We start from the raw sequence: 18,728 nt of genomic DNA, 5'->3' as shown, positions 1-18,728 counted from the left end.
GCATATACAACAGAAAAAGGCCGGTGGCACGAAGCCACCAGCCCGTCCATGCTTAACGCACGGTGTCGATCAACAGCCGACTCTTACTTGAGCTCAACAGAAGCGCCTGCTTCCTCAAGCTTCTTCTTGGCTTCTTCAGCCTCGTCCTTGCTTGCGCCTTCCTTAACAGTAGAAGGTGCGCCGTCAACCATTTCCTTGGCTTCTTTCAGGCCCAGGCCAGTCAGTTCACGAACGGCCTTGATAACGTTTACTTTCTTCTCGCCAGCGCCGGTCAGAACTACGTCGAACTCGGTCTTCTCTTCGGCGGCTTCGCCAGCAGCGGCAGCAGCCGGAGCGGCAGCAACAGCGGCAGCAGCAGAAACGTTAAACTTCTCTTCCATTGCTTCTACGAGCTCAACAACTTCCATTACGCTCATTTCAGCAATTGCATTCAAAATATCGTCTTTAGACAGAGCCATGACTTTCTCCCAAAAATGTAAAAAATGGTGTTCAACAGAATCAAGCAGCGTCTTGCTTCTGGTCCCGGACTGCAGCTACAACACGTGTGATCCTGCCCGGAATATCGTTCAGGGTACGTGCAAGCTTGGTAACTGGTGCCTGTGTAACAATGGCCAGCTTGGTCAACGCTTCGTGCAGCGTCGGCAGCGTAGCCAGGCGATCAATCTGTTCTGCACCCATCAGCTCACCGCCGACAGCCAGACCCTTGATTTCGAACGCCTCTTTCTCTTTGGCAAAATCCTTCAGCAGGCGCGCAGCGGCACCCGGATCTTCCATTGAGAAAGCCAGAATGGTCGGACCAACCAGCGCCGGATCAATGCACTCGAACTCGGTACCACGAATCGCGATCTTTGCCAGGTTGTTACGAACAACCTTCAGACGCACGTTTTCGGCACGAGCCTTGGCACGCAGCGCCGTCATGTCACCGGAGGTGACACCACGGTAGTCAGCCAAAACCACAGACAGAGCAGTACCAGCAGTCTCGTTGACTTCAGCGACGATCGCTTTCTTGTCTTCGAGTCTAATTGCCACTGGTTTTCTCCTCGATTTCGCCGGCTTATGCCAGCAAACCCATCTATGTCCCTCGCGGGACGCCTAACGGTGTTTGGGTTCAGAGAGAACGTCGTCACACCGTCTGCGCAGGCGTTGCTTTAACCCTTGAGGCGCCCTTCAAGAGGGCGCTGCGGGGGCCTGCGGTCTTTGACAGCCTTGGCTTCCGCCCAGACTACAAAGTAACTACCGCTCAGAGCCTCAGATGCTCAGAGTACCCTGATCGATAGTCAGGCCAGGCCCCATCGTGGAAGAGATGGTGATCTTCTTCAGATACACACCCTTCGACGATGCAGGCTTGGCCTTTTTCAGATCTGCCACCAGAGCTTCAAGGTTTTCCTTGATGTTCTGCGCAGAGAATTCAACGTTACCCAGCGGAGCGTGGATAATGCCGTTTTTATCAGTACGGTAGCGAACCTGGCCGGCTTTGGCGTTCTTGACCGCAGTCTCAACGTCTGCAGTTACAGTACCAACCTTCGGGTTCGGCATCAGGCCGCGCGGACCAAGGATCTGGCCCAGCTGACCAACCACACGCATGGCATCCGGAGTGGCAATAACCACGTCGAAGTCCATATTGCCTTTTTTCACTTCGTCAGCCAGATCGTCCATACCTACCACGTCTGCACCGGCAGCAGTGGCTTTCTCGGCATTGGCACCCTGAGTGAACACAGCTACACGAACAGTCTTGCCAGTACCGTGCGGCAGAACAGTGCTGCTACGTACGACCTGGTCAGATTTACGCGCATCAACACCAAGGTTAACGGCCACGTCTACAGACTCTTTGAACTTGACGTTCTGGCCCAGCTCGGCCAACAGTGCTACCGCCTCATCAACGGTGTAGGCACGGGTAGAGTCTACTTTTTCACGAATCAGCTTCTGACGCTTGCTCAGCTTTGCCATCTTACAGACCCTCCACGTTCAGGCCCATGCTGCGGGCAGTTCCGGCAATGGTACGAACCGCTGCTTCCATGTCGGCAGCAGTCAGATCCGGCTCTTTGGTCTTGGCAATTTCTTCCAGCTGAGCACGGGTTACCGTACCCACTTTGTCCGTGTTCGGACGACCGGAACCGCTCTTGATGCCAGCCGCTTTTTTCAGCAGCACCGGCGCCGGCGGGGTCTTGGTAACAAAGGTAAAGCTGCGATCACTGTATACGGTGATGACAGTCGGAATCGGCAAGCCCGGTTCCATGCCTTGAGTCTTGGCATTGAAGGCCTTACAGAATTCCATGATGTTTACGCCGCGCTGACCCAGGGCCGGACCAACGGGGGGACTCGGGTTGGCCTGACCGGCAGCAACCTGAAGCTTGATATAGGCTTCAATTTTCTTTGCCATGATAGTTCTCCTGTGGGTTCTGACGCCTCTCGGCTCCCCGTTTATATAACTGCCTTCAGCAGACACAAAAAGCCCGCGTCGCCGTGGCGCGCGAGCTCTCAGGTTTTCAGGCTACGCTCAGTCTTTCTCGACCTGACCAAACTCCAGCTCTACCGGAGTTGAACGGCCAAAGATCAGGACCGCAACCTTAACTCGACTCTTCTCGTAGTCGACTTCCTCAACAACGCCATTGAAGTCTGCAAACGGACCTTCAACAACGCGTACAATCTCACCCGGCTCGAACAAGGTCTTCGGCTTGGGCTTGTCAGCACCGCTTTCTACACGACGCAGGATTGCCTCAGCCTCGCGTTCGGTAATGGGTGCCGGCTTGTCCTTGGTACCACCAATGAAACCGAGTACCCGAGGAGTATTCTTCACAAGATGCCATGAGGCATCATCCATTTCCATCTGGACCAATACGTACCCGGGATAGAACTTGCGCTCGCTCTTGCGCTTCTTGCCATCGCGCATTTCGACGACTTCCTCGGTCGGAACCAGGATCTCGCCAAACTTGTCTTCCATGCCTTCGAGCGCCACACGCTCCTTCAGAGTGCGCATTACGTGCTTTTCAAAGCCAGAATACGCATGAACGACGTACCAGCGTTTAGCCATTGCCCACTCCCGTTAGCCGATGAAGCCGGCGACCAGCCAGCTGATCAGCGAATCCATACCCCACAAGATCAGAGCCACAACCAGAACAAACACCACAACAATAATCGTGGTCTGAACCAGCTCAGGCCTGGTGGGCCAGACGACTTTCCGGATCTCTACGCGTGCTTCCTTCAACAGGGTGGCAAAACGACGGCCACGCTCGGTCTGCAGCGCAACAAATGCAGCAACAAGACCCAGCCCAACAAGAGCCAGAACCCGATACAGCACAGACTCGGCACTGAAATACTGATTACCAACCACACCAACGGCAATCAGAACAAAAACAACCAGCCATTTCAGAGCATCGAAACGGCTGGTCGACTGAACGGCTTTTGACTCCATAGGAATCAGCTTATGTATCCGGATGTTGAAAAATGGCAGGCCAGGAGGGAATCGAACCCCCAACCTGCGGTTTTGGAGACCGCTGCTCTGCCAATTGAGCTACTGGCCTGCACCGAAACAACTCAGCGCAACAACAAACGAGTAACCCGAAGGTTACTCGATGATCTTGGCGACCACGCCGGCACCAACGGTACGACCACCTTCGCGAATCGCGAAGCGCAGGCCATCTTCCATGGCGATCGGAGCGATCAGGGTGACGGTCATTTTCACGTTGTCACCCGGCATTACCATTTCTACGCCTTCCGGCAGTTCGCAAGAACCGGTCACGTCAGTGGTCCGGAAGTAGAACTGCGGACGGTAGCCCTTGAAGAACGGAGTATGACGACCACCTTCTTCTTTGGACAGTACGTACACTTCACACTCGAACTTGGTGTGCGGCTTGATGGAGCCCGGTACACACAGAACCTGACCACGCTCAACGTCGTCACGCTTGGTACCACGCAGCAGAACACCAACGTTCTCGCCGGCACGACCTTCGTCCAGCAGCTTGCGGAACATCTCAACACCGGTACAGGTGGTCTTGGTGGTGTCGCGGATACCCACGATTTCCACTTCGTCACCAACCTTGATGATGCCACGCTCAACACGGCCAGTTACTACGGTACCACGACCGGAGATGGAGAATACGTCCTCGATCGGCATCAGGAACGGCTGATCGATCGCACGCTCCGGCTCAGGGATATAGTCGTCCAGGGCTTCTACCAGCTTCTTGACAGCAGTAGTACCCATTTCGTTGTCGTCTTTGCCTTCCAGCGCCATCAGGGCAGAACCGGTAATGATCGGAGTGTCGTCACCCGGGAAGTCGTACTGGCTCAGCAGGTCACGAACTTCCATCTCAACCAGCTCCAGCAGCTCCTCGTCGTCGACCATGTCGGCCTTGTTCAGGAACACGACAATGAAAGGAACGCCAACCTGACGGGACAGCAGGATGTGCTCACGAGTCTGCGGCATGGGGCCATCAGCTGCGGAGCAAACCAGGATCGCGCCGTCCATCTGTGCCGCACCAGTGATCATGTTCTTCACATAGTCAGCGTGGCCCGGGCAGTCTACGTGGGCGTAGTGACGGGTCGGAGAATCGTACTCTACGTGAGAGGTCGCGATGGTAATACCACGCGCACGCTCTTCCGGTGCGTTATCGATCTGATCGAAAGCACGGCTCTCGCCAGTGCCCCAAACTTCGTGACATACACGAGTCAGGGCGGCTGTCAGAGTGGTCTTACCATGGTCAACGTGACCGATGGTGCCCACGTTTACGTGCGGCTTGTTACGCTCAAACTTTGCTTTAGACATTTCGACCAATCTCCCTAATCAACCAGGATCGCAACGTTGACCGGATAAAAAATGGAGCTCATGACCGGAATTGAACCGGTGACCTCATCCTTACCAAGGATGTGCTCTACCGACTGAGCTACATGAGCATTGAAACCAAATTGGAGCGGGCAGCGGGAATCGAACCCGCGTCATCAGCTTGGAAGGCTGAGGTAATAGCCACTATACGATGCCCGCGAGCAATTAGTGGTGGAGGGGGCAGGATTCGAACCTGCGAAGCTTTCGCGTCAGATTTACAGTCTGATCCCTTTGGCCACTCGGGAACCCCTCCCGAACAAATCCGCAAAAGCGAACCTGCTTAAAACTTAAAGTGGAGCTGGCGGACGGAATCGAACCCCCGACCTGCTGATTACAAGTCAGCTGCTCTACCAACTGAGCTACGCCAGCTCACATTCGCCTGTTCAGCGAGGGCGGTATACTACGGATTTTTTCCCGGCCTTGCAACACCTTCACAAGCATTGCTTTCAACGAAATCGAACTCGTAACCGGTTTCCGCTTCAACCGCTTGAACCCATTCACTTTCTGCCATGGATTCAACCTCAAAAACGAGCGCGTATCCTAAACGATTTCGAGGGAACTTGGCCAGCACTACATTCAGATTTGCCTGTTTTTTTTCTGCCATTACCGATTGCGCAGCCTCAAGGGATTCGAACAGCCCCAGGGAAATGGCGTTACGGTACTCTCCACGGGAAACAATGTACGATTCCACGCCCTGAAGATAGAGCTCACGGAACTGGGCTCGCGCTGCTTCCGGCGGCTGCGGAGGAATCAATACCCAATGCAGGGGCGGCAACTCCTTCTCAACCTCAACAATGCCGACTCTATGCTTGAGACCGGCCGCCACATTCTCGGCGTCATCCCTCGCCTCAAACATTCCGAGCGTTATCCGTAGACAACTCTCTTCCCGGGAGAGGCTCTCCATGGTCTCGGAAGCCACTTTCAGACTGGAGACACGTGGCAGGGTTCCAGATGAAACGCCGACATAACGGGATGGCTCGATCCAGGCCGGCACAAACCAAACGGCCAGATTGAGAGCTGCCAACAGAAACGCCAGCCACTTCATCACAGAACGCCCGCGCTGGCGATTCGCTCAAGACCGTCAAGCACCATACCCTCAATTACGTTTGCCTCAAGACCAAGGGCCTGCAAACGCCGGGCATCGCCACCGGTCAGGTAGATCGCAGAGAGTCCAAAGGCTTTTGCATCGTGATGAATCCTCTGGACAAGGGCCTCAGTGAGCCAGGCCAGACCGTGGTTGACGCACTCGCCGGTCGATTGTCCCGGGCGGGTGTCGAGTTGCTCACTCTGCTCAAATCCAATTCGTGCCGCATCCACTTTCAGACTACGGCGCATCATCTGGAGCCCAGGAAGAATGTAGCCACCGAGGTGTCGCCCGCCCGCATTGACATAGTCCACGGTGACGGCGCTACCGGCATCGACAACGGCGAAAGAAGCCTTACACCTGACCCAACCAGCCAGCATGGCATGCCATCGATCAGCCCCCATGCGCGACACATCCCCATAGGAATTGGACAGGCCATCGCGCGTCGACTCAGCCCAGCAATATTCAACAGGCACCTTGGCCCGGGCAAGCAACAGTTCATGAAGTTGCGCGCGGGCGCTTTCCGAGGCCACCGTCGACACCAGAATTCTGTCAATGTCAGACCAGTAGCCTGAAAGTCCGATCAGGGGCTCAGCATCTGCCATGACCGCTGCCCCTTCAAGAGGGCCGCCTGTTCCAGTCAGTCGCCATTTCAGGCGGGTATTACCAGCGTCAATCAACAAAATCATTCAGACACCCGCAAACTGATATCGCCCGCCCGCACCGGTATTTCGCCCTCTGCTGTTTTCAGGAGGTAGTTCCCGGTTTCGTCGATACCGCCTCCCACGCCCTTTAATTCACCGTCACGGGTGACGAGGGGCAGGCCGTTAAAGATATCACGGCGCTGCCAGCGCTCCCGGAATTTCCGGAAGCCGCCAGCCTCAAATTCTGTCACTGCTGCCAGAATGTGAGTAATCATCCCGGCAGCGAGTTGGTTGCGGACCCAGGCCTGGTCTGGCCAACGCTTGTCCAGGCTCGTCCAGGGCTGATCAACGTCTTCAGCTTGAGTCATATGCACGTTGATACCGATTCCTGCGATCACCTGAACACAACCTTCCTGGAGTTCGCCCTGGATTTCTACCAGGATCCCACCAAATTTCTGGCCCTGGGCAAACAGGTCATTGGGCCACTTGAGCCCTACCTCACCGCCCCCTACCTGCTCAATGGCATTGGCGACGGCAACGCCCAGGGCCAGACTGAGGCCATCCAGGGCCGAGAAGCCACCTTTTATCGACAACCCAAGGCTCAGGTAGAGGTTCTGGCCCTTGGGGCTGGCCCAGCTCCGACCTCTTCGACCACGGCCGGACGTCTGACAGTCAGATAACACCACCGGGAGTGGCGCCGACGTCAGTAGGCGCGCAACCTCGGCGTTTGTGGAATCCACTTCATCCAGAACAGTGAGCTGTATCCGCTCTCGAACCGAAGCATTGAGCTGACCAAGAATGATGTCACGGTCAAGCAGGTCCAGTGCGGACACCAGCTGGTAACCCTGCCCGCGAATGGTCCGTATGTCAGTTCCGTCGGCGATAGCCTTGCGGATATGCTTCCACACCGCCGTCCGGGAAACGCCCAGCTTCTGGGCCAGCGATTCACCGGAATGGATTTCACGATCACTGAGCAGGGACAGCAATGCATTGGATTTCATCAATGAGCTTCCAGACGGGGAATAAACAAGCCCGGATTAAACAACAGGAGGGGATTGAAAAGCAAAGGGGCAGCACTGGCCTTACCCCTTTACCGGTCGCGACGTCAGGGGATAGGTGTCGCGGTCAGGTTTGCGCGAATATTCACGTTCTGCAGCACGGCGCCGAACACGGCGGTCTGGGCGCCACCCACAGGATGAACCAGATCGATATTATTTATGGTCAGTTCCTTGAAACGGGTTTCCGCCTTGACCGCGAATCCCAGTGGACGGTTCAGGCGATCAGCCTCCGAAGGAGAGGACACATACCGATAACCCTGGGGGGCCGAGGCATCCATAATCTTTTCATCTCCACGGGCGCCATTCACCCCCAGCGAGTCCGCTCCATTTTCTTTCTTCACGACTCGGGTCTGGTAAACGTCAACGGATAGATCGGTTTGAATACCGTAGGTATTGTCGTCGACGCCATCACCATCGAAATCACCACCGTCACTCGTGTAAATATTGTCCAGAACCAGGCGGGTTCCGGAACCATTCACGGCCCGCCCCTGGCCATCGACGGTCCGATTGGTTTCCCACAACAGCGAATTCCGCTTCTCGCTGCTCTGAGCACGGGCGAGGATGTTCTTCATCTCGATCGTGACACCTTCCTCTCCCCGCATTTCCCACTCACCGCCCGATGCCGAACAGGCCGAGGCCGAAGCACCAGCGCCACCCACACAGACGTTGCCGGCACCACCAGGCTTGATCAACGTCGTGCTCCCCTGTTCAAAACGCTGGATCTTCAAACGCCCAAGGCTCTCTCCATCGACACCATTACCGATCCGGACATTGCCGATATCCATGGTGCTCCAGGACTCTTCCGTTGCCAGCGCCAATCCTTCATCGGTAACATCCAGAGTCATGTTACGAACATGACCATCATAGGTCATATCGGTCAGCCAGAGACCTTTCTGGGGCTGCTCACCGTTACCTTCGTCATAAGGAGCGGCAATCACTGCAGCACGACCGTCACGAATGTGAATATCCGAATTAATTGTCAGGCCCTCACCGGACGCGCCACCGGCTCCGAGCGTCATGTGACCGTCCAGCGTAAAGTCGTAGGCGGGATAGATGCCGAGCGCCAACAACAATTCGGTACCACCCTGCAATGGCGCATCATCACTGCCAACGCGCATCCCATTAATACGGTAACCGGCCTCAAGCCCCTCAAAGCCAATTCTCAAACCGTCATAGAATCGGGTTCCACCCTGAACACCGTCACGGGTAACGTTCACGGTGATATCGCCCTGCCCCCAGGACTGAAGGCCGCTGATAATCACCCTGTTGCCGTCCTCGGTATAGCTCAGATCAGAAAGCCTTAGGCTCCACTGGGCAGCCAGCCTCAGGCCCTGGGCACCGGCATCGACATGGCCTCCGCCCTGCAGGTAGAGCGCATTGGTGTAGTTGCGACCACCAAATACCTGGTCTTCCAACAGAAAGCTCAGGTTGAAGGCCCCAAAGCTCTTACCAGCACCGCCAATCTCAATGGCTCCGACCTCAAACTCGCCTTCCATTCGCCCAAGCGTTAAACCCACTGCCGGTCGGCCGCGCCAATCCTCACCCACATCCAGACGAAGGTCCTGAATTCGGTAGGAACCAGTGATGTCTCTCAGGGCGAGTGCATGGCCATCATCGTGATAGAGGAAAGACGCGCTATGTATGGTTGTCTCGTTATCAAACCGCAATCCCTCCCCTGCGCGGCCTCCTGCGGATATACCGGTCGTTGAGGACAGTTCGTACTGGCCAGAGAGACCGCCATAGCTGGGCAGCAGGTCACCGTTACCATTGGTGCTACGGCCATAAATCGCAGGATCGCTGGAATATCGAATAGCACCGACCTGCCAACTACCAGTTACTCTTGGAGCCGTCAGTTCCAGGGTCTGGCCCACCCGCTCCAGAGTTACTCCCAAGGCCTCAACGGACATCGTAATATCGTCCAGAAACACCGAATTACCGTTGGTTCTATAGCCCAGACGGCCTCCCGTCATGGTGTACGCGGAATCAAATTCATAGCCGGTTCCACCTGCGGTCTGCTGGCGCAGGCTCAAGGTGCCTTGAAGGCTATGATCAAAGAAAATCCCGCCCATACTGACACCGGGCGCGCCGGCCAGCCGGATGTCCGAGAATTCGACCCGCCGGTCTTCTACCAGGTATTCGAGATTCAGCGCAGAATCACTGCCGATATCGATCCTGGTCCGATGAAATGCGCCCTGGCCCGGCACTTCCGAGGAACCCACCCGCATGCCTTCCAGATGGACGCCTTTGTTATCGTCGTAATAGGAAAGCTTGTCTGCGGTCATGGTCAGGTCAGTTTCGATGGTAATCCCGCTCTGGCCTCGTATCTCAGACAGCGCCCGGTCATCAAGGCTCTGGAGATCTGCAGCGGTTATCATCGAATAGCTGCCCAGGCCCAGGACGACCGTACTCAGGGGCAGGATTCCGGAAAGCTTACGAGTCATGATGCCTCCTGGCTAAGGGGTTCCATCCGGAAAAACCAGAAGGTTACCCTGCATGATCACGTCCCCCTGCATTTCCACCGCAAAGATGTCGGTTTGCTGAAAGCCGGGGTCAGTTGGTCGTGGCGTGCTACTGGAAGCGATTTTGAACTGTACGTCAGAAAACCGGACAACATTTGGCAAGCCCAGCTCAATCACATCACGGTCAAAGAGTGCACCATCCCCCCCAAAGCCGGAATCGATCGAACGCACCCTCAGGGTCAGACCCTCAAAGGCGAACATCCCTCGAATTTCATCCAGTACCATCCATCCGCCATCCTGCTTCAGCCGATAGGCAAAGCGAGCACCGCATTTCTTATCTGCCTCATCACACCGGCCAAAGTAATTGTTCTGAACCGGACCTCCCATTTCGTTGATGCTGATGTCGCCAGACAGATAGATTCCCCCCTGGCCGGAGACATCAGCCAGGGCGTCGTCCCCGAGCGGCGACATCTCGGAATACGCCAAGGCGGGAAGCAGGGCCGCAAAGAGCAGGCAAAACCGGGTAGCTGAACAACAAGTCAGACGGATCATGGCGCCAAGTCCTTGGTTCTGATTTCCAGGTGCTGAATGAGCATTCCTTCGATGCGGGCGGAGCCAAAATCCCGGTCACCAACACCAAAGTTGCCAATCCGGAGATTGCTCCGGTATTCCGGATTGGTGTAATAGGCTTCATAGAAGTCCCAGGTTGCGGTATCGCTGCCATCCCGAAGCCCGTTTGCGGCAATCTGCCCGGGTGCCGGCGCAGCGATAGCATCTACCTCCAGCACGAAATTGCCCGTACCGTCGACATCAAAAAACACTGGCTGGAGCTCGTTACCGATCGCCAGTTGAAGGACAAAATCGGACATGGTGATGCGGGAGCCACACTCGCTGCCATCCTGAGTACAGGCGTTGATGGTTAGCTCCGGAGAGTAGAAGTTCAGCTTGAACTGGCCGGCCATTTGCTGGCGCGCGTCATCACCCCAGAGACGCAGGTAGCTGCCGTCAATCACGGCACTTTTCGCATGTATATTCAGGTTGGCAGAGCGGTCGTTGCCCACCGCGACATTCATCTGCATTCCCATATCGGCTCGCTCGCCGATCCAGGATTCAGTTGCGGGGCGGCTTGAACAGGTACCGCTTCCGGCAGCCGCTGAGCCACCCAGGCAATCGTAACCCTCGGCCGCACTGAGCATCGCGGGCGCGGCGATTTCCAACACCGATTTATCTCTGACCCCGATCGTGTTGCCGTCCACCACGTCAATTCGCCAGGGATGCAGCAAACGCCCCAGGTTGACCGGGGTCAGATTCTGACCATAGGCGGAATCAGCGCCCGCGATGTACAAGTGATTCACGGTGATATCCACGTCCTGCCCGTCCGTGCTTTTGATGCCCGTGATTCGGAATATACGGGCCTGGTTGCCATTGGCATCCGGCGCGTCGGTTCCATGGGAGAAGGTAAAGTTATCGAGAACCAGGCCTATGCCGGCGCCATCGATCTCGGACATCTCGGACTCATTAAGAGTCACCATCTCAGCCTGGAGGGGCAAAGACCACAAGAGCGCTAACGACAACATTGAAGTGCAGGGGAAGTTGCAGAACCCGAATCCTCTCATCAGAACAGCCCCCGACCACGGTCTATGTACTCAGTCCGATAACGGTCCGTGCCGTACAACGCCTCATTCAGGTTTACCTCGGTGGCGCCATTGGGGATATTGAAGAATGCGCCGGACGTCGCCCGAATAAAGTCCTCTACCGTGATGTCGGTTTTCTTGACGTCCTTGAGCCAATCCAGATCTTTGGTCTGAAACGAAATAAACGCACCATCGGCGGGACCGGTAATTCGCCGCTCACCATTGACCTCCTCAACCTGGCCAATCGGGAAACTGTTGTAAATATCCAGATCAAAGCAGGAGTCTATGCCCAGCACCATGCAATCCTGGGCATAGACATAGATGTCACCAGCACCACAGCTGAAGAAGGAACAATCCGGCACCTCAATCTCCGAACTGGATCCCCAGCCAATCAGGTTCTTCAGCGACCAGCGGGTGAATCCGGCGGCACCTTCAAGAACGAACTTTTCCCCGTTCGGAATACCGATATACTCCGCACGAATGGGATCAAGCTCGCCAATGCGCGGATCACCTTCCTCGCCATAGACCAGCTGCGCCTTGGTGGCGAGTGGACTGCCGGATTCGAGCAAAGGGGTGAGCAGAACAATCAACTGATCGAAGAAATTGCCGGTGGAGTTAGCCTCCCGCAATCCTTCACCTCGATCGATGATGTCGACATTGACGTTACCCGTCAGCGTTTCGATCTTGCCGGAGAGAATGCCCATGGACTCGCCAAAGCCAAGGCGAACACCTACCACCTCATTGGTGGTTTCATCAAAGGCAAACTCGAAGAACGGGCTATCGATCATGAACGGAACAATCTCATTCTCGCCATAGGCTGAGCCATCGGGGCGATATTGTCGCGGAGCATCAGGGTTCTTGCTGTAGTAGGCCTGGTTATTGATGTACCCGAGCGCAAAATCGCGGATCAGTACATCGGAAGAACCCTGCTTCTCACCCGCTCGCTCATATCGCCCCATCTCGAGAACATCAACATTGGTCTGAATTTCGATATCCATACCGAGATTGACACGGGTATAGGAGGTATTTTCGTTGGGATCGGGATGGTACTGGCGGTCTATGGAGACAAAGGCCTGACCTGTCACCTCGGACAGCTCGGTATCAGAAATGGGCTGCAAATCTGCATGGGCAGCCGAAGACAGCACCATGGACAGCGCGAGGAATAGTCTTTTACGTGTACTCATAGCCATACCTGCCCGCCGTTTGTTGTTATTGACGGCAATGATCGAATGACTGATGAGTGTCTCTGAAGCTGGCTTTTTAGTCTTTTTTTCTGCCAGTCTTGAGGGAATGCTAACGCTATTTACCGAGCGTAACTGTGCGCCTGATCACAGGGTCATATCTGCTCGCTTTCCTGCAGGCAATAAAAAACCCCCGGCAGCAAAGCTGTCGGGGGTTTTAGGTATTAGGAGCCTGACGATGACCTACTCTCACATGGGCAACGCCACACTACCATCGGCGCAGGTCTGTTTCACTTCTGAGTTCGGGATGGGATCAGGTGGTTCCAGACCGCTATGGTCGTCAGGCAAAACGGTTGATCACTGGGGGACGAGATGGAACTGAGTGATGCTGATTTCGTTGCGTCATCCGCAATTGTCTTGGGTGTTATATAGTCAAGCCGCACGAGCAATTAGTACCGGTTAGCTCAACGCCTCGCAGCGCTTACACACCCGGCCTATCAACGTCCTGGTCTTGAACGGCTCTTCAGGAGGCTCGAGGCCTCGGGGAGATCTCATCTTGGAAGGGGCTTCCCGCTTAGATGCTTTCAGCGGTTATCCTGTCCGAACATAGCTACCGGGCAATGCCACTGGCGTGACAACCCGAACACCAGAGGTTCGTCCACTCCGGTCCTCTCGTACTAGGAGCAGCTTTCCTCAAATCTCCAACGTCCACGGCAGATAGGGACCGAACTGTCTCACGACGTTCTAAACCCAGCTCGCGTACCACTTTAAATGGCGAACAGCCATACCCTTGGGACCGGCTTCAGCCCCAGGATGTGATGAGCCGACATCGAGGTGCCAAACACCGCCGTCGATGTGAACTCTTGGGCGGTATCAGCCTGTTATCCCCGGAGTACCTTTTATCCGTTGAGCGATGGCCCTTCCATACAGAACCACCGGATCACTATGACCTACTTTCGTACCTGCTCGACGTGTCTGTCTCGCAGTCAAGCGGGCTTGTGCCATTACACTAACCGCACGATGTCCGACCGTGCTTAGCCCACCTTTGTGCTCCTCCGTTACGCTTTGGGAGGAGACCGCCCCAGTCAAACTACCCACCACACAGTGTCCTCAACCCCGATAAGGGGCCAGAGTTAGAACCTCAAACATGCCAGGCTGGTATTTCAAGGTTGGCTCCACCGGAACTGGCGTCCCGGTTTCAAAGCCTCCCAGCTATCCTACACAAGCATGCTCAAAGTTCACTGTGAAGCTATAGTAAAGGTTCACGGGGTCTTTCCGTCTAGCCGCGGATACACCGCATCTTCACGGCGATTTCAATTTCACTGAGTCTCGGGTAGAGACAGCGCCCCCATCGTTACGCCATTCGTGCAGGTCGGAACTTACCCGACAAGGAATTTCGCTACCTTAGGACCGTTATAGTTACGGCCGCCGTTTACCGGGGCTTCGATCAAGAGCTTCGCACGAATGCTAACCCCATCAATTAACCTTCCGGCACCGGGCAGGCGTCACACCCTATACGTCCACTTTCGTGTTTGCAGAGTGCTGTGTTTTTAATAAACAGTCGCAGGGGCCTGGTATCTTCGACCGGCTTCCGCTCCACCCGCAGGGGCTTCACGTACACACCGGCGTGCCTTCTCCCGAAGTTACGGCACCATTTTGCCTAGTTCCTTTACCCGAGTTCTCTCAAGCGCCTTGGTATTCTCTACCTGACCACCTGTGTCGGTTTGGGGTACGGTCTCGAATAGCCTGAAGCTTAGAAGATTTTCCTGGAAGCAGGGCATCAATGACTTCGCGCCCTTGGGCACTCGTCGTCGCGTCTCGGGATTGTGGACCCGGATTTGCCTAAGTCCACTCCCTACATGCTTAAACCGGGGCAACCGTCGCCCGGCTCACCTAGCCTTCTCCGTCTCTCCATCGCAGCTATCCAAGGTACGGGAATATTAACCCGTTTCCCATCGACTACACCTTTCGGTCTCGCCTTAGGGGCCGACTCACCCTGCGCCGATTAGCGTTGCGCAGGAACCCTTGGTCTTCCGGCGTGCGGGTTTTTCACCCGCATTGTCGTTACTCATGTCAGCATTCGCACTTCTGATACCTCCAGCATGCTTCTCAACACACCTTCGCAGGCTTACAGAACGCTCCCCTACCCCGCATACAAAGTATGCAGCCGCAGCTTCGGTGACCAGTTTGAGCCCCGTTACATCTTCCGCGCAGGCCGACTCGACTAGTGAGCTATTACGCTTTCTTTAAAGGGTGGCTGCTTCTAAGCCAACCTCCTAGCTGTCTGAGCCTTCCCACATCGTTTCCCACTTAACTGGTACTTTGGGACCTTAGCTGGCGGTCTGGGTTGTTTCCCTCTTCACGACGGACGTTAGCACCCGCCGTGTGTCTCCCGGATAGTACTCACAGGTATTCGGAGTTTGCATGGGGTTGGTAAGTCGAGATGACCCCCTAGCCCAAACAGTGCTCTACCCCCTGTGGTATTCGTCCGAGGCGCTACCTAAATAGCTTTCGGGGAGAACCAGCTATCTCCGGGCTTGATTAGCCTTTCACTCCGATCCACAAGTCATCCCCTGGCTTTTCAACGACAGTGGGTTCGGTCCTCCAGTGCCTGTTACGGCACCTTCAACCTGCTCATGGATAGATCGCCCGGTTTCGGGTCTATGCCCAGCGACTAATTCGCCCTATTCAGACTCGGTTTCCCTACGGCTCCCCTAAACGGTTAACCTCGCCACTGAACATAAGTCGCTGACCCATTATACAAAAGGTACGCCGTCACAGAACAAGTCTGCTCCGACTGCTTGTACGCATACGGTTTCAGGGTCTATTTCACTCCCCTCACAGGGGTTCTTTTCGCCTTTCCCTCACGGTACTGGTTCACTATCGGTCAGTCAGGAGTATTTAGCCTTGGAGGATGGTCCCCCCATGTTCAGTCAACGTTTCTCGTGCGCCGACCTACTCGATTTCACTGAACTCAGGTTTCGGATACGGGGCTATCACCCACTATGGCGGCACTTTCCAGAGCCTTCTCCTACCAGTTGTTCAGCTTAAGGGCTGGTCCCCGTTCGCTCGCCGCTACTTAGGGAATCTCGGTTGATTTCTTTTCCTCAGGGTACTTAGATGTTTCAGTTCCCCTGGTTCGCCTCTTACACCTATGGATTCAGTGTAAGATACCAACCCGAAGGTTGGTGGGTTTCCCCATTCAGAGATGTCCGGATCACAGCTCGTTTGCCAGCTCCCCGAACCTTATCGCAGGCTTCCACGTCTTTCATCGCCTCTGACTGCCAAGGCATCCACCGTATGCGCTTAGTTGCTTGACTATATAACCCCAAGACAACTGATCACGAAGTCACACTCATCACCAGGCAAGCCTGATTCCGAGGTATCTTCGAGACAGTCACTTGAAGCAATAGAACAACCACTTCAACGACAACACCGGATAACGCTTGAAATCGCTATCACTTTGAACATTTTCTCTCGGAGATAATGAGAGAAAAATATTCGTGTTCTATCTCGTCCAATTTGTTAAAGAGCAAATCTGACCCAGTGATCAGAAAGGAAGGCTTCATCGATATGAAACATTCGTTTCTGTACACTGCTAACCGAAGTTAGTCAGTAAAGTTTGGTGGAGCTAGGCAGGATCGAACTGCCGACCTCCTGCGTGCAAGGCAGGCGCTCTCCCAGCTGAGCTATAGCCCCAAGAAGCTATCTACAAGAATTGATCAGATCTAGGCGTCGAAGTGCGCCGCATAGCCTGCTATGCAAGTACTTCGACAACGACGAGCTGAACAATTCTGGTGGGTCTGGGTGGACTTGAACCACCGACCTCACCCTTATCAGGGGTGCGCTCTAACCACCTGAGCTACAGACCCAAAACACGGGCCTGCAACGACCCATCTGCTCTCTTTATTAGCCAACCAAGTAATTCGTGTGGACTCTGACCGAAGCATTCGGCTTCGTTTAAGGAGGTGATCCAGCCGCAGGTTCCCCTACGGCTACCTTGTTACGACTTCACCCCAGTCATGAACCACACCGTGGTAATCGTCCTCCCGAAGGTTAGACTAACTACTTCTGGTGCAATCCACTCCCATGGTGTGACGGGCGGTGTGTACAAGGCCCGGGAACGTATTCACCGCGACATTCTGATTCGCGATTACTAGCGATTCCGACTTCACGGAGTCGAGTTGCAGACTCCGATCCGGACTACGACGCGTTTTAAGGGATTGGCTCACTCTCGCGAGTTGGCAGCCCTCTGTACGCGCCATTGTAGCACGTGTGTAGCCCTGGCCGTAAGGGCCATGATGACCTGACGTCATCCCCACCTTCCTCCGGTTTGTCACCGGCAGTCTCCCTGGAGTTCTCAGCATTACCTGCTAGCAACCAGGGATAGGGGTTGCGCTCGTTACGGGACTTAACCCAACATCTCACGACACGAGCTGACGACGGCCATGCAGCACCTGTCTCAGAGTTCCCGAAGGCACCAATCCATCTCTGGAAAGTTCTCTGGATGTCAAGGCCAGGTAAGGTTCTTCGCGTTGCGTCGAATTAAACCACATGCTCCACCGCTTGTGCGGGCCCCCGTCAATTCATTTGAGTTTTAACCTTGCGGCCGTACTCCCCAGGCGGTCAACTTAGTGCGTTAGCTGCGCCACTAAGACTTCAAGAGTCCCAACGGCTAGTTGACATCGTTTACGGCGTGGACTACCAGGGTATCTAATCCTGTTTGCTCCCCACGCTTTCGCACCTCAGTGTCAGTGTTGGTCCAGGTAGCCGCCTTCGCCACTGGTGTTCCTTCCTATATCTACGCATTTCACCGCTACACAGGAAATTCCACTACCCTCTACCACACTCTAGTCTGACAGTTCGAAATGCCGTTCCCAGGTTAAGCCCGGGGCTTTCACATCTCGCTTACCAAACCACCTACGCGCGCTTTACGCCCAGTAATTCCGATTAACGCTTGCACCCTCCGTATTACCGCGGCTGCTGGCACGGAGTTAGCCGGTGCTTCTTCTGTAGGTAACGTCAAGCCTCATGGGTATTAGCCATAAGGTTTTCCTCCCTACTGAAAGTGCTTTACAACCCGAAAGCCTTCTTCACACACGCGGCATGGCTGGATCAGGGTTGCCCCCATTGTCCAATATTCCCCACTGCTGCCTCCCGTAGGAGTTCGGGCCGTGTCTCAGTCCCGATGTGGCTGATCATCCTCTCAGACCAGCTACGGATCGTCGCCTTGGTAGGCCTTTACCCCACCAACTAGCTAATCCGACTTAGGCTCATCCAATAGCGCAAGGTCCGAAGATCCCCTGCTTTCTCCCGTAGGACGTATGCGGTATTAATCCGGGTTTCCCCGGGCTATCCCCCACTACTGGGCAGATTCCTAAGCATTACTCACCCGTCCGCCGCTCGTCAGCGGGAAGCAAGCTTCCCCTGTTACCGCTCGACTTGCATGTGTTAAGCCTGCCGCCAGCGTTCAATCTGAGCCATGATCAAACTCTTCAGTTTAAATCATACAAGAACCCGAAAGTTCTTAATTCTTGCTCAAGACAAAACTCAATTTCGACGAGTCACTGTCCTGATATTTCGTGTCCGAAATACCTCGGCCAGCGCCCACACGAATTACTTGGTTAACTTTTTAAAGAGCGTTTGAGCTGTTGCTCAATCAAGGCCGCGTATTCTACATCGTTCCGCTGCCCTGTCAACCGTTTATTTTTCGCTGTTTTCGCTTCCGAAAACCGCCGAAAAACTCTCCGGCTTACTGCCTGTTTCGAGGTGCGCATTCTACACTGAACCGCCTTCCTGTCAACCGCTTTTTGAAGTTTTTCTGAAACATTTTCTTCAGCGCTTTCAAG

The 18,728-nt window shown here is 54.9% G+C and carries 14 protein-coding genes, 7 tRNA genes and 3 rRNA genes; all 24 read right to left on the bottom strand.

Annotated elements, in window-relative coordinates:
* Nucleotides 1–83: 83 nt before the first annotated feature.
* Entirely contained in the window at nt 84–458 is a 375-nt protein-coding gene (gene rplL, locus MARHY_RS02760) for a 50S ribosomal protein L7/L12 (RefSeq protein ID WP_011784240.1), read from the bottom strand.
* Between the two features lie 40 nt (nt 459–498).
* Nucleotides 499–1,029 carry a 50S ribosomal protein L10 gene (gene rplJ / locus MARHY_RS02755; RefSeq protein WP_014420483.1) on the bottom strand — a complete coding sequence of 177 codons (531 nt, stop codon included), beginning with the start codon at nt 1,027–1,029 and terminating at the stop codon, nt 499–501.
* Between the two features lie 219 nt (nt 1,030–1,248).
* Nucleotides 1,249–1,947, bottom strand: coding sequence for a 50S ribosomal protein L1 (rplA, locus tag MARHY_RS02750; protein WP_014420482.1), 699 nt, complete (start codon nt 1,945–1,947; stop codon nt 1,249–1,251).
* Nucleotide 1,948: 1 nt separating this feature from the next.
* Complete coding sequence (gene rplK / locus MARHY_RS02745) at nt 1,949–2,380, bottom strand: 50S ribosomal protein L11 (RefSeq protein WP_014420481.1); 432 nt, start codon at nt 2,378–2,380, stop codon at nt 1,949–1,951.
* A 117-nt stretch (nt 2,381–2,497) separates the two neighbouring features.
* The gene (gene nusG / locus MARHY_RS02740; RefSeq protein WP_011784236.1) at nt 2,498–3,031 is read right to left on the bottom strand and encodes a transcription termination/antitermination protein NusG; all 534 of its coding nucleotides are present in this window, start codon (nt 3,029–3,031) and stop codon (nt 2,498–2,500) included.
* A 12-nt stretch (nt 3,032–3,043) separates the two neighbouring features.
* A complete protein-coding gene (gene secE / locus MARHY_RS02735) occupies nt 3,044–3,412 on the bottom strand; it encodes a preprotein translocase subunit SecE (RefSeq protein WP_011784235.1) in 369 nt (122 codons plus the stop codon).
* Between the two features lie 33 nt (nt 3,413–3,445).
* Nucleotides 3,446–3,521: transfer RNA gene (locus MARHY_RS02730), tRNA-Trp, on the bottom strand.
* A gap of 44 nt (nt 3,522–3,565) precedes the next feature.
* Nucleotides 3,566–4,762 (bottom strand): elongation factor Tu, encoded by a 1,197-nt coding sequence (gene tuf / locus MARHY_RS02725; RefSeq protein WP_011784245.1) that lies wholly within the window; start codon nt 4,760–4,762, stop codon nt 3,566–3,568.
* Between the two features lie 52 nt (nt 4,763–4,814).
* Nucleotides 4,815–4,890: transfer RNA gene (locus MARHY_RS02720), tRNA-Thr, on the bottom strand.
* Nucleotides 4,891–4,903: 13 nt separating this feature from the next.
* A tRNA-Gly gene (locus tag MARHY_RS02715) sits at nt 4,904–4,978 on the bottom strand.
* 10 nt (nt 4,979–4,988) lie between these two features.
* A tRNA-Tyr gene (locus MARHY_RS02710) sits at nt 4,989–5,072 on the bottom strand.
* Between the two features lie 40 nt (nt 5,073–5,112).
* Nucleotides 5,113–5,188, bottom strand: a tRNA-Thr gene (locus tag MARHY_RS02705).
* A 31-nt stretch (nt 5,189–5,219) separates the two neighbouring features.
* Nucleotides 5,220–5,864 (bottom strand): hypothetical protein, encoded by a 645-nt coding sequence (locus MARHY_RS02700; protein ID WP_041654546.1) that lies wholly within the window; start codon nt 5,862–5,864, stop codon nt 5,220–5,222.
* Nucleotides 5,864–6,592, bottom strand: coding sequence for a type III pantothenate kinase (locus MARHY_RS02695; protein WP_014420479.1), 729 nt, complete (start codon nt 6,590–6,592; stop codon nt 5,864–5,866). Before MARHY_RS02695 ends, MARHY_RS02700 begins: the two co-directional genes overlap by 1 nt.
* Entirely contained in the window at nt 6,589–7,548 is a 960-nt protein-coding gene (locus tag MARHY_RS02690; RefSeq protein WP_041654544.1) for a biotin--[acetyl-CoA-carboxylase] ligase, read from the bottom strand. Before MARHY_RS02690 ends, MARHY_RS02695 begins: the two co-directional genes overlap by 4 nt.
* Nucleotides 7,549–7,652: 104 nt before the next feature.
* Nucleotides 7,653–10,046, bottom strand: a complete 2,394-nt coding sequence (locus tag MARHY_RS02685; protein ID WP_014420477.1) for a DUF6160 family protein — start codon at nt 10,044–10,046, stop codon at nt 7,653–7,655.
* A gap of 12 nt (nt 10,047–10,058) precedes the next feature.
* Nucleotides 10,059–10,616 carry a hypothetical protein gene (locus tag MARHY_RS02680; protein WP_023009396.1) on the bottom strand — a complete coding sequence of 186 codons (558 nt, stop codon included), beginning with the start codon at nt 10,614–10,616 and terminating at the stop codon, nt 10,059–10,061.
* Nucleotides 10,613–11,572, bottom strand: a complete 960-nt coding sequence (locus tag MARHY_RS02675) for a hypothetical protein (RefSeq protein ID WP_014420475.1) — start codon at nt 11,570–11,572, stop codon at nt 10,613–10,615. The genes MARHY_RS02680 and MARHY_RS02675 overlap by 4 nt, the downstream gene beginning before the upstream one ends.
* 107 nt (nt 11,573–11,679) lie before the next feature.
* Nucleotides 11,680–12,882, bottom strand: a complete 1,203-nt coding sequence (locus MARHY_RS02670; protein WP_158011865.1) for a DUF6160 family protein — start codon at nt 12,880–12,882, stop codon at nt 11,680–11,682.
* Between the two features lie 227 nt (nt 12,883–13,109).
* Nucleotides 13,110–13,224 (bottom strand): 5S ribosomal RNA (rrf, locus tag MARHY_RS02665).
* 83 nt (nt 13,225–13,307) lie between these two features.
* A 23S ribosomal RNA gene (locus tag MARHY_RS02660) occupies nt 13,308–16,199 on the bottom strand.
* Nucleotides 16,200–16,502: 303 nt separating this feature from the next.
* Nucleotides 16,503–16,578 (bottom strand) — tRNA-Ala (locus MARHY_RS02655).
* A gap of 96 nt (nt 16,579–16,674) precedes the next feature.
* Nucleotides 16,675–16,751: transfer RNA gene (locus tag MARHY_RS02650), tRNA-Ile, on the bottom strand.
* A gap of 89 nt (nt 16,752–16,840) precedes the next feature.
* Nucleotides 16,841–18,381, bottom strand: a 16S ribosomal RNA gene (locus MARHY_RS02645).
* Together the 16S, 23S and 5S rRNA genes with 2 tRNA genes alongside form the textbook arrangement of a ribosomal RNA operon.
* Nucleotides 18,382–18,728: the final 347 nt, after the last annotated feature.

The sequence above is a fragment of the Marinobacter nauticus ATCC 49840 genome, from assembly GCF_000284615.1.
In the GTDB taxonomy this organism is placed as follows: Bacteria; Pseudomonadota; Gammaproteobacteria; order Pseudomonadales; family Oleiphilaceae; genus Marinobacter; species Marinobacter nauticus.
The sequence above is the reverse complement of the archived record's forward strand: the minus strand, read 5'-3'. Positions and strand labels throughout refer to the sequence as shown.

Coding starts and splice junctions, on each gene's coding strand:
- rplA (WP_014420482.1), bottom strand. CDS start 1,947: ATGGCAAAGCTGAGCAAGCGTCAGAAGCTGATTCGTGAAAAAGTAGAC.
- secE (WP_011784235.1), bottom strand. CDS start 3,412: ATGGAGTCAAAAGCCGTTCAGTCGACCAGCCGTTTCGATGCTCTGAAA.
- MARHY_RS02680 (WP_023009396.1), bottom strand. CDS start 10,616: ATGATCCGTCTGACTTGTTGTTCAGCTACCCGGTTTTGCCTGCTCTTT.
- tuf (WP_011784245.1), bottom strand. CDS start 4,762: ATGTCTAAAGCAAAGTTTGAGCGTAACAAGCCGCACGTAAACGTGGGC.
- MARHY_RS02695 (WP_014420479.1), bottom strand. CDS start 6,592: ATGATTTTGTTGATTGACGCTGGTAATACCCGCCTGAAATGGCGACTG.
- MARHY_RS02690 (WP_041654544.1), bottom strand. CDS start 7,548: ATGAAATCCAATGCATTGCTGTCCCTGCTCAGTGATCGTGAAATCCAT.
- MARHY_RS02685 (WP_014420477.1), bottom strand. CDS start 10,046: ATGACTCGTAAGCTTTCCGGAATCCTGCCCCTGAGTACGGTCGTCCTG.
- rplL (WP_011784240.1), bottom strand. CDS start 458: ATGGCTCTGTCTAAAGACGATATTTTGAATGCAATTGCTGAAATGAGC.
- MARHY_RS02675 (WP_014420475.1), bottom strand. CDS start 11,572: ATGTCCGAGATCGATGGCGCCGGCATAGGCCTGGTTCTCGATAACTTT.
- MARHY_RS02700 (WP_041654546.1), bottom strand. CDS start 5,864: ATGAAGTGGCTGGCGTTTCTGTTGGCAGCTCTCAATCTGGCCGTTTGG.
- rplK (WP_014420481.1), bottom strand. CDS start 2,380: ATGGCAAAGAAAATTGAAGCCTATATCAAGCTTCAGGTTGCTGCCGGT.
- MARHY_RS02670 (WP_158011865.1), bottom strand. CDS start 12,882: ATGAGTACACGTAAAAGACTATTCCTCGCGCTGTCCATGGTGCTGTCT.
- nusG (WP_011784236.1), bottom strand. CDS start 3,031: ATGGCTAAACGCTGGTACGTCGTTCATGCGTATTCTGGCTTTGAAAAG.